Source organism: Bacillus sp. UNCCL81 (genome assembly GCF_900112535.1).
Taxonomy (GTDB): domain Bacteria; phylum Bacillota; class Bacilli; order Bacillales; family Bacillaceae_G; genus Gottfriedia; species Gottfriedia luciferensis_B.
On the sequence record NZ_FOMF01000006.1, the window covers coordinates 63,675 to 84,456 of the forward strand.

17 protein-coding genes are annotated in these 20,782 nt (G+C 33.5%); all 17 read left to right on the forward strand.

The window, feature by feature from the left end; translation table 11 throughout:
* The first annotated feature begins 237 nt into the window (after positions 1-237).
* Positions 238-1,431: a sensor histidine kinase gene (locus tag BM319_RS14160; protein WP_091023314.1), complete on the forward strand. Its 1,194-nt coding sequence runs from the start codon at positions 238-240 to the stop codon at positions 1,429-1,431.
* Between the two features lie 150 nt (positions 1,432-1,581).
* On the forward strand, positions 1,582-2,259 hold the full coding sequence (locus BM319_RS14165) for a response regulator (RefSeq protein ID WP_069033809.1): 678 nt from the start codon (positions 1,582-1,584) through the stop codon (positions 2,257-2,259).
* Positions 2,260-2,553: 294 nt separating this feature from the next.
* Positions 2,554-3,396 (forward strand): DegV family protein, encoded by an 843-nt coding sequence (locus tag BM319_RS14170; RefSeq protein WP_091023316.1) that lies wholly within the window; start codon positions 2,554-2,556, stop codon positions 3,394-3,396.
* A gap of 624 nt (positions 3,397-4,020) precedes the next feature.
* Positions 4,021-5,364, forward strand: a complete 1,344-nt coding sequence (locus BM319_RS14175) for an ATP-dependent helicase ComFA (RefSeq protein ID WP_091023318.1) — start codon at positions 4,021-4,023, stop codon at positions 5,362-5,364.
* Between the two features lie 146 nt (positions 5,365-5,510).
* Complete coding sequence (locus BM319_RS14180) at positions 5,511-6,041, forward strand: ComF family protein (protein WP_091023320.1); 531 nt, start codon at positions 5,511-5,513, stop codon at positions 6,039-6,041.
* A 159-nt stretch (positions 6,042-6,200) separates the two neighbouring features.
* Complete coding sequence (locus tag BM319_RS14185; protein WP_069033813.1) at positions 6,201-6,458, forward strand: flagellar biosynthesis anti-sigma factor FlgM; 258 nt, start codon at positions 6,201-6,203, stop codon at positions 6,456-6,458.
* Positions 6,459-6,801: 343 nt separating this feature from the next.
* Complete coding sequence (gene kimA, locus BM319_RS14190; RefSeq protein WP_069033814.1) at positions 6,802-8,622, forward strand: potassium transporter KimA; 1,821 nt, start codon at positions 6,802-6,804, stop codon at positions 8,620-8,622.
* 258 nt (positions 8,623-8,880) lie between these two features.
* Positions 8,881-9,078, forward strand: a complete 198-nt coding sequence (cspD, locus tag BM319_RS14195) for a cold-shock protein CspD (protein ID WP_056469532.1) — start codon at positions 8,881-8,883, stop codon at positions 9,076-9,078.
* Positions 9,079-9,348: 270 nt separating this feature from the next.
* A complete protein-coding gene (gene hpf / locus BM319_RS14200) occupies positions 9,349-9,894 on the forward strand; it encodes a ribosome hibernation-promoting factor, HPF/YfiA family (protein ID WP_069033815.1) in 546 nt (181 codons plus the stop codon).
* Between the two features lie 205 nt (positions 9,895-10,099).
* Positions 10,100-12,613: a preprotein translocase subunit SecA gene (gene secA, locus BM319_RS14205; RefSeq protein WP_069033816.1), complete on the forward strand. Its 2,514-nt coding sequence runs from the start codon at positions 10,100-10,102 to the stop codon at positions 12,611-12,613.
* Between the two features lie 139 nt (positions 12,614-12,752).
* Positions 12,753-13,851 (forward strand): peptide chain release factor 2 gene (gene prfB / locus BM319_RS14210; RefSeq protein ID WP_248267333.1). Its coding sequence is split into 2 segments (ribosomal slippage): positions 12,753-12,815 and positions 12,817-13,851, totalling 1,098 coding nucleotides; the frame shifts between segments, so codons are not numbered across the junction.
* Between the two features lie 454 nt (positions 13,852-14,305).
* Complete coding sequence (locus BM319_RS14215; RefSeq protein WP_069033818.1) at positions 14,306-15,184, forward strand: YitT family protein; 879 nt, start codon at positions 14,306-14,308, stop codon at positions 15,182-15,184.
* Between the two features lie 61 nt (positions 15,185-15,245).
* Positions 15,246-15,584, forward strand: a complete 339-nt coding sequence (gene cccB / locus BM319_RS14220) for a cytochrome c551 (protein ID WP_069033819.1) — start codon at positions 15,246-15,248, stop codon at positions 15,582-15,584.
* Positions 15,585-15,926: 342 nt separating this feature from the next.
* Positions 15,927-16,613 carry a cell division ATP-binding protein FtsE gene (gene ftsE / locus BM319_RS14225; RefSeq protein ID WP_069033820.1) on the forward strand — a complete coding sequence of 229 codons (687 nt, stop codon included), beginning with the start codon at positions 15,927-15,929 and terminating at the stop codon, positions 16,611-16,613.
* Positions 16,603-17,496 carry a permease-like cell division protein FtsX gene (ftsX, locus tag BM319_RS14230; protein ID WP_069033821.1) on the forward strand — a complete coding sequence of 298 codons (894 nt, stop codon included), beginning with the start codon at positions 16,603-16,605 and terminating at the stop codon, positions 17,494-17,496. Before ftsE ends, ftsX begins: the two co-directional genes overlap by 11 nt.
* A 136-nt stretch (positions 17,497-17,632) precedes the next feature.
* Positions 17,633-19,003 carry a murein hydrolase activator EnvC family protein gene (locus tag BM319_RS14235; protein WP_091023323.1) on the forward strand — a complete coding sequence of 457 codons (1,371 nt, stop codon included), beginning with the start codon at positions 17,633-17,635 and terminating at the stop codon, positions 19,001-19,003.
* A gap of 237 nt (positions 19,004-19,240) precedes the next feature.
* Complete coding sequence (locus BM319_RS14240) at positions 19,241-20,704, forward strand: catalase (protein ID WP_091023325.1); 1,464 nt, start codon at positions 19,241-19,243, stop codon at positions 20,702-20,704.
* Positions 20,705-20,782 lie beyond the last annotated feature (78 nt).

A 20,782-nucleotide genomic window follows, 5' to 3' on the forward strand; every position in this document is an offset into this window, starting at 1 on the left:
GTAATATATTTGTAATACTTGTTAACATTGTGTTAAGGATGTTATATAAAGGTATGTATTTTTTAAAATTTATAATAAAATACCAATATATATTGGTAATATAAGGTTTGAATCGGAAAAATTAAAATTTTTGCTTATTTCAAATTTTTGTACAATTATAATCCTATTTACATTATAATATTAAATATACATAAATTTATTAGTCATTTAGTAATAGGCTAATGGGGGAAAAGGTGAATGACAGCTAGAAAAATGGACAATCAGACACTAGACGAAATTATGGATAATATGCTCTCATCTGTTATAGATAGTAAGTCCCATGTGTTTGGAATTGTTGAAGATACTCGCTCAGAATACGAGAAATTAAGAGTAGAGCTTGAAGAAGTAAAATTACAAGTAGTAGAGAAGATTGAAAATACGGTTAGATTAGATTTATTAGCCCGAGCGGCACGCAAAAAACTAACTGAAGTTGATGGGGAATTTAATCGGTATACTGAATCTCAAGTAAAGTCAGTATATGAAACTGTCCAAAACATTCAGGAACAGCACTTTCTTTCATTAAAGGAAGAAAAAGTCCTAAATCATCGTAGAAAAGAATTAGAAAATAGACTTCAGACTTTGTTAGAGAAACTACAAAAAGCCGAATTAATAGTTTCCCGTATTTCAATTGTTTTAAACTACCTTAATACAGACTTTAAGCAAGTTAGTCATTTACATGAAGAGGCAAAACAAAAACAAGAGTTCGGATTCCAACTGATACAAGCTCAGGAAGAGGAGCGTATAAAGTTATCACGCGAAATTCATGATGGCCCAGCCCAAACGTTAGCCAGTATATTAATGCAGTCAGACTTTTTAATAAAAACATATCGCCAAAGACCAGAAGAAGATGCAAGAAAAGAATTAGGTGATATAAAGGAACAAGTCCGTTGCGCATTAGGGGAAGTTAGAAGAATTATATATGATCTACGCCCAATGGCATTAGATGATTTAGGTTTAGTTCCAGCCCTTAATAAATATTTAAAATCGCTAGAGTCGTATAAGCATATTGAAATAAAATTTGACTATTGCGGTCAAAGCGAAAAAAGACTTAATTCAAAAATAGAAGTTGCAATCTTTCGGATCATCCAAGAGGCGGTTCAAAACGCATGTAAGCATGCCAATCCATCAACAATTTTTGTAAGATTAGAGTTTTTAAGAAACAAAATTAAAGTTTTCGTACAGGATGATGGAATTGGTTTTCCCGTTGGCAAAGGGCAAAGTGAAAACTCTTTTGGATTAATAGGAATGAAAGAACGCGTTGAGTTATTAAGTGGAGATTTTATAATCGAATCTATAATAGACATAGGTACGACAATTAGGATCACTTTAGATGTAGAAATAGAGAATGAATTAGAAATGTCATTTCAAAATAAAGCGTCTGAAAATTCCTAAAAGTAAAATTTTATTTCACGTTTTTTGGAGATTTGCGTCGTAAGCAATAAGAAAATATGTTAAAATATACTATAATTTAGAAAAAAATACCAATTTCTACAAATTTCGATAGATTAGCAAACTAGATCAAATAAACAGAGGAGTAATGAAATGAAAACTAGAATTGCAATTGTAGATGATCATAAATTGTTTCGTGAAGGAATTAAGAGAATCCTAGATTTTGAAGAGAGTTTTGATGTTGTTGCTGAAGGTTCAGACGGTACAGAGGTTGTAAATATCATGGATCAACATCAAGTAGATATATTTATTGTTGATATAAACATGCCGACAATGAACGGAGTAACTGCTACAAAAGCATTACTAGAAAAACATCCTGATGCAAAAGTAATCATTTTATCAATTCATGATGATGAATCGTATGTAACTCATGTCCTGAAAGTAGGTGCAAGAGGCTATTTATTAAAAGAAATGGACTCAGATACACTTATTGAAGCGATTAAAGTCGTTACAAAAGGTGGATGTTATTTACATCCGAAGATTACTCACAACCTAGTTGAAGAATTTAGAAGACTATCACTTAAAGAACAATTATTTAAATCTCGCGAAGTAGAAGTGCGCCGTCCATTACATTTACTTACTAGAAGAGAATGTGAAGTGCTTCAAATGCTAGCAGATGGTAAAAGTAACCGTGCTATTGGTGAAGCTCTCTTTATTAGTGAAAAAACTGTCAAAAACCATGTAAGTAATATTCTACAAAAGCTAGAAGTAAATGACCGTACTCATGCTGTAGTGACGGCAATTAGAAATGCTTGGGTAGAAGTGAAATAGTTAGATACAAAAAGCAGAGTATCGGAGGATCGGTACTCTGTTTTAGTTTGTAGACAAAGAACATTATATTTGATATTTCACTTTTAGTCTGAAACATAGCAACAATAAATGCCCACTTTATCTTTTCAATAAATAGGCTTTTGAGTATAATAGTCTTTCTAAGTCTAGCTGACTTGTCGAATGGGCTAAAGAGTAAAGAGAATGAAATACAATGATTTTACTTAATTAGTTGTGTAAAATTAAAACCAATAAATACATAGTTAAACGTTAATATATATAAGAAAGGATATGAACATGAGAACTGCAATTGTTACAGATAGTACATCCTATATCCCAAAGGAAGTAAGAGATTCTTTAGATATACATATGTTGCCTCTTAATGTAATCTTCGGAGACGCGTCCTACCAAGAAGAAGTTGAAATTACTGCTGAACAATTTTTCCTCAAGGTCCGTGAACAAAAGGAACTTCCAAAAACTTCACAGCCTGCATATGGCACGATTATTGAAAAATTTGAACAGCTATCAAAAGAATATGAGGCAGTAGTTGCTATCACTTTATCAAGTGGAATTAGTGGAACCTATCAAAGTATTGTATCAGCAGGTTCAATGATTGATAACTTAGAAGTAGTCGCTTACGATTCAGAAATTAGCTGCATGGTCCAAGGGTTTTATGTCATTGAAGCTGCGAAAATGGCAAAGAATGGTGCTGGACCAACTGAAATCATAGAGCGATTAGATGAAATAAAACAATCTGCTAATGCTTACTTTATGGTTTTTGATTTAGAACACCTTAAACGCGGTGGAAGACTTTCAAGTGCACAAGCATTTGTAGGAAGTTTTCTACAAGTAAAGCCAATTCTAACATTTGTAGACAAACAAATTGTTGCCTTTGAAAAAATTCGAACTGAAAAAAAGGCAATGAAACGAATTACAGATTTATTTGGCGAAGTTGCATCAAAAGGCGAAAAAATGAAAGCAGTTGTTATTCACTCAAATCGTGAAGACGATGCAAAAAAGTTAGCCCAACAACTTAGTGAAACATATCCGAATGTTGAAATAGAAACTTCATATTTTGGCCCAGTAATTGGAACGCATCTTGGTGAAGGTGCTTTAGGATTGGGTTGGTATGTTGTTTGAGTAGGAGCTCCTTTGATTAGGGGCTTTTTTTTTTAGCAGTGAATATTTGTTATTGTAATTAAAAAGTGAGTATTTGAAATAAAAACTAGAAATCGCAATTAAAAATAGAGAATCGCAAATAAAGTCTAGGTAACGCAATTAAATAGTGAGAATCGCAATTAAAATCTAGGTAACGCAATTAAAAATAGAGAATCGCAATTAAAATCTAGGTAACGCAATTAAATAATGAAAATCGCAATTAAAAATAGAAAATCACAAATAAAACCAGAGAAATCGCAATGAAAGAGAAAAACTCGATAAATTATTGAAGATTTTATTCAATTTCACTTAAAGTTTTTTTAGAGTTTATATAGAATTTGATCAAAAATGCTTCGTTTTTAACTAGAATTAAATTATTTTTAGTCTACTTTACAAACGAACTGTAGAATTATTGAAGAGGGATTTTTATCCTTAAAAACTCGTCACAATATATCTATATATTTGACAAAGAAATTTCACTGGATTTTACTTCGTTAGTGAATGATTGGATGTAATATTTGAAGATGGCCATATTTATGTGGAACCTTTTTAAAAGCTCCCAAGTTTCATCCCTCAAAATAAATAATATAAGAAAGTAGGTTAAAAATGGACAAATTTTACGGTAGAAAACTCCAACTTCTCCCCACAATAAACCTTCAGGAAATCCCTCCAACAAGTGTAATCATTCAAGCGGTTCAAAAAATTAAAAATCGTTATCAATGCTTTCGTTGTGGTAATCAAAATCAACACTTTTTCGCTACTCATTTTTGTGCTAAATGTTCATCACATTGTACATATTGTCGAAAATGCATCACTATGGGAAAGATGTCGACATGTACTGAGTTAATCATTAATGAAGATGATTTGAGATTCGATCCCTCAATTTCTGGACTCGAATGGGATGGTAAACTTTCACCTCAGCAAAAAGAAGCCTCTATTAAAGTAGTTGAAGCTGTGAACGAAAATCAGAATTTGCTACTTTGGGCAGTTTGTGGTGCAGGAAAAACAGAAATGTTGTTTGAAGGGATTGAAGCTGCACTACAGCAAGGAAAATTTATTTGTATTACAACTCCTCGAGTAGATGTTGTTTTGGAGCTATCGATTCGATTCAGACAAGCCTTCCCTACTATTTCAATTGCAGTACTTTATGGAGGTAGTGAAGAGATATGGGATGGAAATAGGATAACGATTTGTACAGTACATCAGTTAATGAAATTTAGACATACCTTCCACTTATTAATTATCGATGAAGTTGATGCTTTTCCTTATAATATTGAAACACATTTGCACTGGGTTGCAAATGAATCAAGAACGATTAAAGGTTCTACAGTACAAATGACTGCTACTCCCACTAGTGAACAACAACTACTTGCGCTAAAAAATAAAATCAAAAATGTAATGGTTCCCGCAAGATACCATAGGCAACCCCTGCCAGTACCAAGCTTTAAATGGATTGGCAACTGGCGTAAAACAATCCGCAAAACACAAAAACTCCCAAATTCTTTAGAAAAATGGATTAAATTATTTATTCAGAAAGGCTGCCCTATTTTTTTGTTTGTCCCTACAATTAATGAATGTATTTTTATAGAAGAGGCCGTTAAAAAGATAACAGTTAAATCGGCATCAGTTCATAGTCAAGATCCACAAAGACATGAAAAAGTGAGTGCTTTTCGAAATGGTGATACGCAAGTTTTAATTACAACGACAATTTTAGAGAGAGGCGTTACGATTCCGAATAGCCAAATAGCTGTATTAGGTGCTGATGAAGAGATTTTTACTGAAAGTGCATTAGTCCAAATTGCTGGACGTGCTGGTAGGCATATAAATTATGCAAAGGGAGAAGTTATCTTTTTTCATAATGGAATAAGCGAAGAAATGGTCAAAGCTAAAAAGCAAATACTTCTAATGAATCATTTAGGTATCAAGAAAGGCTGGTTGGATAATAAGTGATTTGTGTATATTGTGGTGTTCGATTTGTTGAGAAGTTTTCCTTTCATAAATTGTTTTTTCAAACCAATGAATTAACTTGTTCACAATGTATATCGAAATTTAAAAAAATAATTGATCCTGTTTGTGAAATTTGTTGTGGTTACATTATGGAGAATCAAAAGCTTTGTAAAAATTGTATCGAGTATATAAGTTTAAAGCTAGAAATGCCGTTAATTATTAATAAGTCGATCTTTCATTACACAAATGAAATAAAAGAGTGGCTCAATAAATTTAAATTTTGTGGTGATGTTCAGTTAGCATCTATATTTGCGGATGATTTGAGGGAATACTATGAAAATTCTTTCAAAAATTATAAAATAGTTCCAATACCTCTAAGTGATGCGAGACTAAAGGAACGAGGCTTTAATCAAGTTGAAGTGCTTGCACAATATGCAGGTTTAAACTTAACAAATTGTTTAGAAAGAATTCATACGGAAAAACAAAGTAAGTTAAACCGTTATGAAAGACTTAGCCGAGAACAAGTTTTTTCTTATTGTTGTGCGGAAAAAATCGATAACGAACCGATTGTATTACTTGACGATGTGTATACAACTGGTAAAACGGTACAAGATGCCGCAACGATATTGTTACAAAATGGTGCTACTGAAGTACATTCTCTTACATTAATTCGGGCATAAAGCTTGGCGGCTTGTTAATTATAAAAGAACTTAATTTTACTACGAGTTTTACCGATATAAATAGTGGTCATTGGACAGAATAAAAAAAAAATACAGATAAAGGATCGTAATTTAATATTAAATCCGAGGTATAAAACGATTAGCGATGAGGTGAGAAATATGAAGGGTAATACATCTGATGAGGATAAAGTTCATTTACATCGATACAAAGTAGAAAAAAATGAACAAAATAAACGAGAACAAGAAGGAAAAATAGAAATCTCCCCTCAAGCAAAGGATAATCAAAACGCCAATCAGATAATCGCAAAACGTGATGAACGTATTAAGCAATTAAAAAAACAAATTGACGAGGGAACATACAAAGTTCAACCAATGAAAGTGGCTGAAAAAATGCTTAGCTATTTTAATAAGAAATAAAGGTTAACAACCGAACCGGATTGTTACTAAAATTGTTAAGCTATATATGTAAAAAATAGGAAAGAACTTAGCAAAATGTTAAGTTCTTTCTGTGTCTAGGCAAGGAAATAAAAAGGATTTACATACGAATCAAAATCTTATCTTATTTGTGTCTTGAAGTTTTTAAAGTACTCTTTCATTTTATTGTATTTTAATTTGATTTGGAGGGAAGTTAATATTAATTATTTTGAAAAAAACTTAATAAAATTATGGAAAGATTTTCTTAATATATCACACAATTGTTTCTAATAATGTGATAAACTCAAATAGTTTAGTTTTTTACTTTTTATGTAGAGGTGTACATATGTTATCGATTTTAAAACGATACTTAATTGGTAAACCACTTAAGTCAACAGAGTTAAGTGAACAAAAGTTATCGAATACGAAGGCCTTGGCAATTCTATCGTCAGATGCGCTTTCTTCAGTAGCATACGGTCCGGAGCAGATTCTGATCGTTTTAACTACGGTTGGGGCGGTAGCGTATTGGTATTCGGTTCCGATTGGTATAGGCGTACTGATTTTATTACTAGCATTAATTTTATCTTATCGCCAAATTATTTTTAGTTATCCTCACGGTGGAGGCGCTTATGTCGTATCTAAACAAAACCTCGGTGTTATTCCTGGTTTAGTTGCCGGTGGATCATTGTTAGTTGACTATATCTTGACGGTAGCGGTTAGTGTGTCAGCAGGTACGGACGCGATTACGTCGGCCTTCCCAGCTTTGCACGCTCATACAGTTTTTATTGCTGTTATTTTGGTTATATGTATTACAATTTTAAACTTACGCGGACTAACTGAATCTGCTTCGATTTTGGCATATCCAGTTTATTTATTCGTTGTAGCACTTGTTATTATCATTATCGTAGGTTTATATAATGTCTTTACAGGCCATGCACCACAAACAGCACATTCAGCGATTGGTACAGTTGTTCCAGGGATTTCTCTCTTTATTCTTTTAAAAGCATTTTCATCTGGCTGCTCAGCCTTAACTGGTGTTGAAGCAATTTCAAATGCAATTCCGAACTTTAAAGTGCCTTCAGATAAAAATGCGGCAAAAACACTATTGTTGATGGGTTCGATTTTAGCAGTACTATTTTCGGGAGTTATGTTTTTAGCTTACTGGTATGGAATTGTACCAAATGCAGAAGAAACAGTTATGTCCCAATTAGGTTCTGATATTTTTGGACGAAATATAATCTATTTCTTTATACAAGGGACAACAGCGCTAATCCTTGTATTAGCAGCTAATACAGGATTTTCTGCATTCCCATTACTAGCTTATAACTTAGCAAGTGATAAATTTATGCCAAGAATGTACTTACTTCGAGGAGATCGTTTAGGATATTCAAATGGTATTATTACACTTGGTGTAGCTTCAATTTTATTAATTATTGCTTTCCAAGGTAAAACTGAAGCATTAATTCCATTATATGCTGTTGGTGTGTTTGTACCATTTACACTTTCTCAAACTGGTATGGTAATTAAATGGATTAGGGAAAAACCGGCTGGCTGGTTACCGAAATTAACTGCCAACTTTGTTGGGGCATTTATCTCAGCAACAGTTTCGATTATTTTCTTAACTACTAAGTTAAATCAAGTTTGGTCAATATTTGTTTTCTTACCTTTGATTGTTATTCTATTCTTAAGAATTCGTAAGCATTATGAAGCAGTAGGTGACCAATTACGATTAAACAATGATATTCCTGAAAAAATTAGTGGAAATATCATGGTAGTTCCTGTCGCTGGGATCACAAAAGTAGTTGAACGTACAATGCAATATGCTCAAGGAATTGCTGATGAAGTCTATGCTGTTTACATTTCTTTTGATAAAGAAAGTGAAGAGCAAATGAGAGAAAAATGGGAAGCTTGGAACCCTAACGTAAAACTAATTGTTGAACATTCTGAGTATCGAGAAATCACTAGACCTCTTTTAAAAGTAATAGATGAAATGGAAGCTAAAGCTCATGCACAAGGCTTTGAAATTACAGTTTTAATACCACAGTTTATTACGAGAAAAAATTGGCATAATGTTTTACATAATCAATCAAGCTTATTACTAAGAGCGTATTTACTTCATAAACGAAGTGTTATTGTAACTACTGTACCTTATAGATTTAAGGTATAGTAAAGTTTTTTATAGAAGAAAAAAACTTTGCAGGAAAAATGGCATAAATTTACTTTTTATAAAAATAGGAAAAAAATAATAGGACAAGTCAAAAGGTAAGCGAATAAGATAGGTAGGGAAATAATTAGAATTTTTCGTTATTTGTCGAATTCGTGAAAAAAAAGGCGATAAGCTACTTTTGACTTGCCCTAGTTTTATGATGTATAGTTGAAATGTGGAGAAGATTCACAAGTTTTCGACTGAAGGGAATGGATTTGAATGCAAGGTAAAGTAAAATGGTTTAATGCAGAAAAAGGTTTTGGATTTATCGAGCGTGAAGATGGAGACGATGTATTCGTACATTTCTCAGCTATCAACGCAGAAGGTTACAAATCTTTAGAAGAAGGCCAAGCAGTTAGCTTCGAAATCGTTGAAGGTAACCGTGGACCTCAAGCTGCTAATGTGACTAAAATTTAATTTTTTCCGTTAATAAGTAAGTATTTGCTTATATAGATTCGGACCACGAAGGCTTACTCATTTGAGTAAGCCTTTGTTTGTTTTGGAAAATTTTTAAGTATCTTTAAATTATTATAAAAATATAATCAGATATAAACCATAAAAGTTCAAAAAATGGACACAGAGTTTTCTCATATTTGACAAATATTTCAAGGAGGAAATTGAGATAGAGGTGTAGAATATAAGTATGACAGCTTTCATTTTTGGAGCTTGATGAAGGAGGAAACCCATATGATGCTAAACATCCGAGGCGAAAATATTGAAATTACTCCAGCAATTCGTGATTACGTAGATAAAAAATTATCGCGATTTGATCGTTATTTTGACGAAGAGTTAACGGCGAGAGTTAATGCTAAGGTATTCCACGACAAGCAAAGAATTGAAGTAACTATTCCTGGAACGTATATGTTATTACGTGCAGAAGAAGAGCATTCAGATTTGTATGCAGCTGTCGATTTAGTTATTGATAAACTAGATCGTCAAATTAGAAAACACAAAACAAAAGTAAATCGCAAGTTAAGAGAAAAAGGATCATTAAAATTCATGTTTGCACCATCAACTACTGAATCAGCTGTAGCAGTAGAAGAACACGAAAATGATATTGAGTTAGTTCGAACAAAGCAATTTGATTTAAAACCTATGGATGCAGAAGAAGCAGTGCTACAAATGAATATGTTAGGTCATAACTTCTTTGTATTCTTAAACGGTGAAACAAATAAAACGAACATCGTTTACGCTAGAAAAGATGGGCGTTATGGTTTAATTGAAGCCAAATAAAAATTAATAAAATAATAATAAAAGGACTGAGCTGAACAATTAGCTTAGTCCTTTTTTGCTTATTTTCTAAAATATTAATTAATTCTAATAGAACAATCTCGACATAAGGTTGTCACGTATCTTCATTTAATGATAAAATTAGAAATAGTATCTACTAACTTAATGACATTTTAGTTTATGACTTTATAATAGAGGAGCGTTACGAATGCTTGGAATGATAAAAAAGGTTTTTGATCTTAATCAGCGACAATTAAATAAAATGCAAAAACAAGTTGATCAAGTGTTATCTTTACAGGATCAGTATGCAAAATTATCTGATGATGAACTTAGAGGTAAAACATTTGAATTTAAAGAGCGTATCCAAAAAGGTGAAACTCTTGATGATATTTTAGTTGAAGCATTTGCCGTTGTTCGTGAAGGTGCTACTCGTGTGCTTGGTATGACTCCATATCCTGTACAGTTATTAGGTGGAATTTCCTTACATGAAGGTAATATTTCAGAAATGAAAACTGGGGAAGGTAAAACTTTAACTTCCACTTTACCTGTTTACTTAAATGCATTAAGTAGCGAAGGTGTTCACGTTGTTACAGTCAATGAATACTTAGCTAGTCGTGATGCTCGTGAGATGGGTCAATTATATGAGTTCTTGGGACTTACTGTTGGTCTAAATTTAAATAGTATGGAACCAGATGAAAAGCGTGAAGCATATGCTTGTGATATTACGTATAGTACAAATAATGAATTAGGATTTGACTATTTACGTGATAACATGGTTGTATACGCTGAACAACGAGTTCAACGTCCACTAAACTATGCTATTATCGATGAGGTTGACTCAATTTTAATTGACGAAGCACGTACTCCATTAATTATTTCTGGACAAGCAAAACAGTCTGCACAATCATATATTGCAGCGAATGCATTTGTTGGAATGCTTAAGCTAGACAAAGATTATACGTACGATGTAAAAACAAAATCAGTTTTATTAACTGAAGATGGTATTTCACGTGCAGAAAAAGCTTTTGGCGTTGAAAACCTATTTGATTTGAAAAATGTTAACTTAAACCATCATATTACTCAGGCATTACGTGCTCACGTTACGATGACTCATGATGTAGATTATGTAGTTCAAGATGGTGAAATTGTAATCGTTGACCAATTTACTGGTCGTTTAATGAAAGGCCGCCGTTACAGTGAAGGTCTTCACCAAGCGATTGAAGCTAAAGAAGGATTAAAAATTCAAAATGAAAGTATGACGCTTGCTACAATTACTTTCCAAAACTACTTCCGTATGTACAAAAAACTTTCGGGTATGACAGGTACAGCTAAAACTGAGGAAGAAGAATTCCGTAATATTTACAATATGAATGTTCTAGTTATTCCTACGAACAGACCAATCGCTCGTATGGATAAACCTGATCTAGTATACAAAACAATGACTGGTAAATTTAATGCTGTTGTTGATGAAATCGTTGAACGTCACAAAGCTGGGCAACCAGTTCTAGTTGGTACAGTTGCGATCGAGACTTCAGAGTTAATATCTCAATTGTTAAAACGTAAAGGTGTTAAACACGAAGTATTAAATGCGAAAAACCATGAACGCGAGGCTGATATTATCGCATTAGCTGGTCACCGTGGTGCAGTTACTATTGCGACAAACATGGCTGGTCGTGGTACAGATATTAAATTAGGTGAAGGTATTCGTGAGCTTGGCGGATTAGCTGTTATTGGTACAGAGCGTCATGAAAGCCGTCGTATTGATAATCAGTTACGTGGTCGTTCTGGTCGTCAAGGTGACCCTGGTGTGACAACTTTCTATTTATCAATGGAAGATGAATTAATGCGTCGTTTTGGTTCAGAAAATTTATCAGTTATGATGGACCGTTTAGGATTAGATGATTCTCAACCGATTGAAAGTAAAATGGTTTCTCGTGCAGTTGAATCTGCACAAAAACGAGTAGAGGGTAATAACTTTGATGCTCGTAAACAATTACTTCAATATGATGATGTATTACGTCAACAACGTGAAGTTATTTATGCTCAACGTTCTGAAGTTATTGATTCAAATGATTTACAACCAATCGTTAAGAATATGATTGAAGGTACTATTAACAGAGTAGTTCAAGCTCATACTCCAAACGAGCAGCTTCAAGAAGAGTGGAATTTAGAAGGAATCATTGATTTCTTAGAAGCAAACTTATTAAATGAAGATGAAATCACAGTTGATCAATTACGTGTAATTGAACCGGATGAAATGGTTGAATTAATTCAAAAAACAGTATTCGAGCGTTACGAAGAAAAACAGGTAGCTTTACCAATTGAACAAATGCGTGAGTTTGAAAAAGTTGTATTATTACGTACTGTTGATAACAAGTGGATGGCTCATATCGATTCAATGGATCAACTTCGTGAAGGAATCCATTTACGTGCATATGCACAAATTGATCCACTACGTGAATATCAAATGGAAGGCTTCGCAATGTTTGAAGAGATGATTGCTTCAATTGAAGAAGAAGTATCTCGCATTATTATGAAAGCTGAAATTGAAGCTGATGTAGAGCGTGAAGCTATACAAGGCGATGCAATTCATGTAAGTAATGATGGTGATGGTGAAGTAAAGAAAAAACCAATCGTAAAAGGCGAAGAAACTGGCCGTAATGAAGATTGTCCTTGTGGATCAGGTAAGAAGTATAAAAACTGCCACGGTAAAGGAATCTAATAAAATAGAAACTATATGAAAAGGGGCAAGGGCAAGTAGTTATTAGGAAAGAAGAGTAACCTTCAAAGGTTATTCTTACTTCACTACTTGTCTTTACCTGCTTTTTATTGTTCGTAAAATTTAATCGAGGTGTTATGTAATGGAATTAGTAGAAGTAAAGCAAGAACTAGAAAAGATGGCGAAACGCCTTCAAGCATTTAGGGGGTCTCTTTGACGTCGAAACAAAACAAGCAAGACTAGATGAGCTTGAAGCGTTTATGTCAGAGCCAGATTTTTGGGATGATCAAAAAGCTGCACAAGTAGTAATAAGTGAAGTAAATGGTTTAAAAGAAGTCATTAATGAATTCAATGATTTAAATGATGGATATGAGAATCTTGAAGTAACATATGAGTTAGTTAAAGAAGAAAATGACGATGAACTATTTGAAGAACTAGTAACTGAAGTAAAATCTTTAACTGGAAAGCTGAATGATTTTGAACTTCAATTATTATTAAGCGAGCCATATGATAAAAATAATGCAATTCTTGAGCTTCACCCAGGAGCAGGTGGAACCGAGTCTCAAGATTGGGGTTCAATGTTATTACGTATGTATACTAGATGGGCTGAAAAACGTGGATTTAAAGTTGAAACTTTAGATTATCTACCTGGAGATGAGGCTGGTATTAAGAGCGTAACTTTAGCAATTAAAGGCCATAATGCTTATGGCTATTTAAAAGCAGAAAAAGGCGTTCATCGTTTAGTACGTATCTCTCCATTCGATTCATCAGGTCGTCGTCATACTTCTTTCGTTTCTTGCGAAGTAATGCCTGAGTTCAATGAAGAAATTGAAATCGATATTCGTACAGAAGATTTAAAGATTGATACGTATCGTGCAAGTGGAGCCGGTGGTCAGCACATTAATACAACTGACTCAGCAGTACGTATTACACATGTTCCAACTAACACTGTAGTAACATGTCAAACAGAGCGTTCACAAATTAAAAACCGTGAACATGCAATGAAAATGTTAAAAGCAAAACTATATCAACGTAAAATAGAAGAGCAACAAGCTCAACTAGATGAAATCCGTGGAGAACAAAAAGAAATTGGCTGGGGAAGTCAAATTCGTTCATATGTTTTCCATCCATACTCAATGGTTAAAGATCATCGAACAAACACAGAGGTTGGTAATGTACATGCAGTAATGGATGGAGATCTTGATCCATTTATTGATGCTTACTTACGTTCTAAGATTTAATGTTGAAAAATGGGCTGATAAGATTGGGGGAAACTTCTTTCTTACCAGCCCTAATCTTTGGGGACAAAAGGGGTATATTTTATCAGTTCGTTAGCTGTAAATCCATCTTTTAACCTAGAACATCTACCAGACTGCCTGCCAAACACTTGCAATTAGTCTGATCATCAAGTTTTTTGGACTTTGTCTAAACGGACATCTTCTAATTATGGAGATGTTATTCTTTTGAGCTTTTTTTCTTTAGAGGATTAATAAGGATTTTACCTTACTAATGTGAAGGAGTTACATGAATCATATTTATTTTTAAGTTGTTTTACAAATAGAAGAAAGTAAATTTTGTTTATATGTAATTAAATCTTATTGTTTTTTTCATAATAAAAAATAGAGAGAGTATCCGATATAAAGGATATAAAATAGAAAAGTTGTCTGTAAGTGAGAAATTTTGAGGGGGATAAGTTTGAAAAAGGTCAGATATTCTACTGCTCTAACTGTAGGGTGGGGAAAAACGTTTTTTGAGTACTTTTTTGTATTAATTGGTTCTGCAATCATTGCTGTCGCGTTTTGTGTGTTTTTATTACCAAATCATATTGCTTCTGGTGGGGTAAGTGGTATTTCGACAATTCTAAAGAGTACAATGGGATTTAATCCTGCATTTGTACAATGGGCATTTAATATTCCTTTATTTATAGCAGGTGTCTTTTTCTTAGGTAGACAATTTGGCGCTAAAACATTAGTTGGAACAATCTTTATTCCACTTGTTGTTTATTTAGTTGATTTATACAATATAAAACCTGCAACTGATAATCCACTTTTAGCATCAATTTTTGGTGGACTATTTATTGGTTTAGGTCTAGGAATCGTGTTCCGTGGTAAAGCATCTACTGGTGGAACAGATTTAGCAGCTCAAATTGTTCATAAATATACTGGTTTATCACTTGGGATTTGTGTAGCCTTTATTGACGGATTAATTGTTCTTACATCTGCAATCGTGTTTAATCTTGAAAGTGGTATGTATGCACTAATTGCACTTTTTGTTACGAGTAAAACAATTGATTTAGTTCAAATTGGTCTTGCTAGATCAAAAATGGCACTTATTATTACTTCAGAAGTGGAGCCTGTAACAACGGCAATTGTTCACCAATTAGATCGTGGAGTTACAAAACTAACTGGTGTTGGTGGATATACAAATGAAGACCGTTTAGTATTAATGTGTGTACTTGATCAAACTGAATTTTCTTCTCTACGTGATATCGTTCGGACAGTTGATCGAAATGCTTTCATTACAGTTGTAGATGCAACAGAAGTTCTTGGAGAAGGTTTCACAAATTTGACATAAAAAGGTAAAATAAATATTTTCATTAGTAGTAGACTATAGTTATGGGATTTTTAAAGGGGCGATGATTTTTGTGAAAAAGCTACTTCTTGCTTTTATAACTGGTGGTATGCTGTTAACGATTACAGCATGTGGTTCAAATAATGATACAAGTAAAAATAATGATTCAGGTGAGCCGGTTTCAGTTGCTAATGGGGAAAAGCTATTTAAACAAAGCTGTGCTAGCTGCCATGGTGGAGAATTAGAAGGTATAATTGGACCAAGCTTAAAAAAGGTCGGAGCGAAATATTCTGAAAAAGAAATAGAAAATATTATCCATGATGGTAGAGGTTCAATGCCTAGCGGAGTTGTTCAAGGAAATGACGCGAAAAGTGTAGCGAAATGGCTTGCGACTAAAAAATAAAATGTTTTCTATCGAAAAGAATTAAAGAAACAGACAATTTTCTGTTAATTAGAAAAGGTCTGTTTCTTTTCATTTTAGTTACATTTTGCCATAATTTGTTAAACAAACCCATAAATCGTTCGGAAAAAATCTAGCCTATTATTAAAATGTAACATAAATTTATCAATTTTGACATTTTTTAAGTGGTATAATAGAGGAGCTTAGCTGAAATTATCGAAATATGTAAATAGCAGGCGAAATAATAAGATCAAGATCAAGTAAAGTTAAGTTAATTATAATTTCATCCAGAATGGATCTTATAGTTTGATAGAAGAAAACGGAACAAAAATTAAGGAGAATGTCATGATTGAGTTAAAAGATGTTTATAAGACTTATCCTAATGGTGTTCTTGCGGTAGATGGTATTAATGTAAAAATTCGCCAAGGTGAATTTGTGTATGTCGTGGGCCCGAGTGGTGCCGGAAAGTCGACATTCATTAAAATGATGTATCGCGAAGAAAAACCATCAAAGGGTGCAATCTTAATTAATGGAATGGATTTAAGCCATATGAAGGATAAAAAAGTTCCTTTATTACGTAGAAATATTGGAGTAGTTTTCCAAGACTATAAATTATTACCGACTTTATCAGTTTATGAAAATATTGCATTTGCACTTGAAGTTATTGAAGAAAACCCGAAAACAATAAAGAAGAGAGTTATGGAAGTACTTGACCTTGTTAAGTTAAAACATAAAGCTCGATTTTTACCAACAGAGCTTTCTGGTGGTGAACAGCAACGTGTTTCGATTGCTCGTTCTATTGTAAATAAACCACAAGTAGTGATCGCCGATGAGCCAACGGGTAACCTAGACCCTGAAACTACATGGGAGATTATGGATATATTTAAAGAAATCAATGATCGTGGAACAACTATAGTAATGGCAACTCATAATAAAGATATCGTAAATACGATCAAGCGACGAGTAATTGCAATTGAAGCTGGAAAAATTGTACGCGACCAAGCGAGAGGAGTGTACGGTTATGAAAGCTAGAACTGCAAGAAGACATGTTCGTGAGGGTTTACGTAGTTTAAAACGAAATGGTTGGATGACGTTTGCATCGATAAGTGCTGTTGCAGTTACTTTAATGCTTGTTGGCGTATTTTTAACCGTAATTATGAATGTTAATCACATTGGAACAACTTTAGAAAAAGATGTAGAGGTACGTGTTTTAGTTGATTTAACAGCAAACAAAGAGCAACAAGCTACTTTAAAAGAAGAAATCAAAAAATTAGATCATGTAACTACTGTAAAGTTCTCGTCGAAAGATCAAGAATTAAACAATCTAATCAAAAGTATGGGAGAAGATGGAAAAGCATTCAAACTGTTTGAACAGCAAAATCCATTAAATGATACGTATATTGTTAAAACGGATTCTCCAGAACAAATCGCACCAGTAGCCAAAAAAATTGAAGGCTTAAAATATATTGATGAAGTAATCTATGGTAAAAAACAGGTTCAAAAATTATTTAATGCAGTTTCGGTAGGTCGCAATATCGGTTTAGTACTGATTTTCGGACTATTATTTACTGCGATGTTCTTAATCTCTAATACTATCAAAATAACGATCATGGCAAGACGACGTGAAATTGAGATTATGAGATTAGTAGGGGCAACTAATAACTTTATTCGTTGGCCGTTCTTAATAGAAGGTTTACTGCTAGGTGTGTTAGGATCGGTTATTCCGATTGTTTTACTATTAACTGGCTATAAAGTCATTTATAATATGCTAATGCCAAAATTAGCAGGAACAATGTTTACATTATTGCCATTTTCACCGTTTGTGTACCAGCTATCTGCAATATTAATAGCTATTGGTGCAATAATCGGGATGTGGGGTTCTGTCATGTCAATTCGTAAGTTTTTACGTAAATAAGATAAATTTTTTCATTTGTAGTTCTATTGTTTTAATAGTGTAATTCGATTGATAAGCTCTAGTTCCCAATTTAACGTCTGTCTGAGTTGATACAGGTACTAGGGCTTTTCTATATACATATAAGGAGGGATCTTAGATGAGTAAGAGAAAATCATCGAAAGTAATAACGATTATGTTATGCAGTACTTTCATAGTCGGTGCTATCCCATCCGTTTCTTTTGCTGAAAGTAAATACCAATCAGAAATTGACCGCATTAAAAAGAAGCGTAGTGAAGTTCAGGATAAGACTGATGCAACAAACAACAAAATTGCTGATATAAAGCATGACCAGCAAGAAGTTGTTGCGGAGCTTGAAAAACTTGATGCTCGGATGAAACTGACTAAGCAGAAAGTTAACCAAACTGAAGATGCAGTTAGTGATGGGAAAAAGCAAATTTCAAAACTAAAGGAAGAAATTAAGTTTATTGAAGAACGCATTAAATCTCGTGAAGAATTATTGAAAAACCGTATGCGTTCTCTTCAAAAAGCTGGTGGAATGGTATCATACATTGATGTCATTTTAGGTGCTAATAGTTTCGGAGATTTAATTCAACGAATGAGTGCCGTACAAATTATTATGAAGGCTGACGAGGACATAATTAACCAGCAAAACTTGGACTTAAAAGAAGTTAGTGCTAAAAAAGATGATTTGACTATAAAACAAGCAAAAATCGAAAGAGATTTAGCGAACTTAAAGAGTCTAAATAATCAACTTGCAAGTCAGGTTAGCGAAAAGAACAAATTAATGGCTTCATTAAAAGCTAAAGAAAGTGAAGCTCATGAAGATGTTTTAGATTTAAAGGAACAAGATCAATTATTAGCAAGTCAGCAGGCTGCAATGCAAAAAGCTCTTGAAATCGCTAAGAAACAAGCTGCTGAAAGAGCTGCGGCAGAAGCTAGACGTAAAGCAGAGGCTAAACGTAAAGCAGAAGCTGCTGCAAAAAGTAAAAAGACATCTACAAGTACAAGTCATTCAAGTGGATCTGGAAGCTCAAGTGGTTCAGGTAATTCTAATAATTCAGATAGTGCCGGTAGTTCTGATAATACACCAACCGTGTCTAGTGGCAACTTTACAAGACCAGCAAATGGTTATGTCTCTTCTGGATTTGGACAACGTTCATTTGAGGGTGGAGAGTTCCATGAAGGTGTTGATATTGCCTCAGCGGGAACTGTACCAGTTGTAGCAGCAGGCGATGGGGTTGTAATTCGTGCTTATGTCTCATCTTCTTATGGAAATTGTGTATTTATTACACATAATATTGATGGACAAGTATGGACAACAGTATATGCTCACTTGGCTAGTTTTAATGTATCAACTGGACAAACTGTTTCAAAAGGTATGCAAATTGGTTATATGGGAAATTCAGGTCATTCTACTGGACAACATTTACACTTTGAATTACATAAAGGTGAATGGAATTATGCTAAATCAAATGCAGTAGATCCTATGAAATATATTAATTTTTAATTTACTAAAAACCTATCCTAAAACACTAGGATAGGTTTTTTTCTTTATTTTTGTTTTATAAATCTCAATTAATTTATAAAACTACAATTTATACCTACTTAAGTTAAGAGGAAATTAAATTCAATCATATTGATACCTAGATTATAATAATTATAATTTGATATTGATTTTCATTATAAGTTAGACTATTATATAATTATTACTAGATTATAATAATTATAATTAAGGAGAAATGATATGACAAATAATCGACTAACAACGAATCAAGGTGTGCCAATTGGAGATAATCAAAATTCACATACAGCGGGACGTAGAGGTCCAACTTTATTAGAGGATTATCAATTAATCGAAAAACTAGCTCATTTTGATCGTGAAAGAGTACCTGAGCGTGTTGTGCATGCACGTGGAACCGGCGCACATGGTGTTTTCATAACTAAAAATAGTATGAAAAAATATACGAAAGCTAAGTTTTTACAAGATGCCGGAACAGAAACACCAGTATTTGCTCGTTTCTCAACCGTTATTCATGGATTACATTCTCCTGAAACATTACGTGATCCTCGTGGATTTGCTGTAAAATTCTATACTGAAGATGGTAACTATGATTTTGTAGGTAATAATCTTCCTATATTCTTTATTCGTGATGCAATGAAATTCCCCGATATGGTTCATTCATTAAAGCCTGATCCAAGGACTAATCTACAAACACCTAACAGATATTGGGATTTCATGTCTCTAACACCTGAGTCAACAAATATGTTATTACATGTATTTTCTGATGAAGGTATTCCAGCTAACTATCGTCAAATGAGAGGTTCAAGTGTTCACGCATATAAATGGGTAAATGAATATGGAAATACTGTTTATATAAAACATCGTTGGGTACCAAAGCAAGGAATTCAAAATCTTTCAATGGAAGAAGCTAGTGAAGTTCAAGGTAAAGACTTTAATCATGCAAGCGGTGATTTATACGATTCAATTGAAAACGGAGATTTTCCAGAATGGGACTTATATGTACAAGTATTAAATCCTGCAGATATGGATGATTTCGATTTTGATCCATTAGATCCTACAAAAGATTGGTTTGAAGATGTGATTCCTCGACAATTTGTCGGAACGATGGTCCTTAATCGAAACCCTGAAAATATTTTTGCAGAAACGGAATCAGTTGGATTTAATCCAGGGGTGCTAGTTCCTGGCATATTACCATCTGAGGATAAGTTATTACAAGGAAGATTATTCTCTTATTCAGATACCCAAAGATATCGTATTGGGGCAAATTATTTACAACTTCCAATTAATTGTCCTTTTGCGAAGGTAGCGAATGGTCAACGTGATGGTCATATGCCTTTTAGTCAGCAAACACATCATATTAACTTTGAGCCAAATAGCTACTCGGATACACCAAAAGAGGATGCCGATTATGTTGAAGTAGCTCAACCATTAAGTGGTGTTTCTGAGCGCAAAAAAATAGAAAAAACAAATGACTTCGGCCAAGCAGGGGAAGTGTGGAATAGATATAGTAAAACGGAGCAGGATGCTGTTATTAAAAATATTAGTGCAGATCTAGCAGATGTAGATGAAAAAATTAAGCTTCGTGCAGTTTGTAACTTCTATCGTGCAGATGCAAAGTTAGGTGAGAGACTTGCGGCTAAATTAGGTATTAACCTAACGCCATACTTACAACATCTACCAAAATAAATTAAACTCTTCTAATAAAAATTTATTAAATCGTGTTCTACTTGCAAACATAAGTGATACAGGCTTATCATATAATAG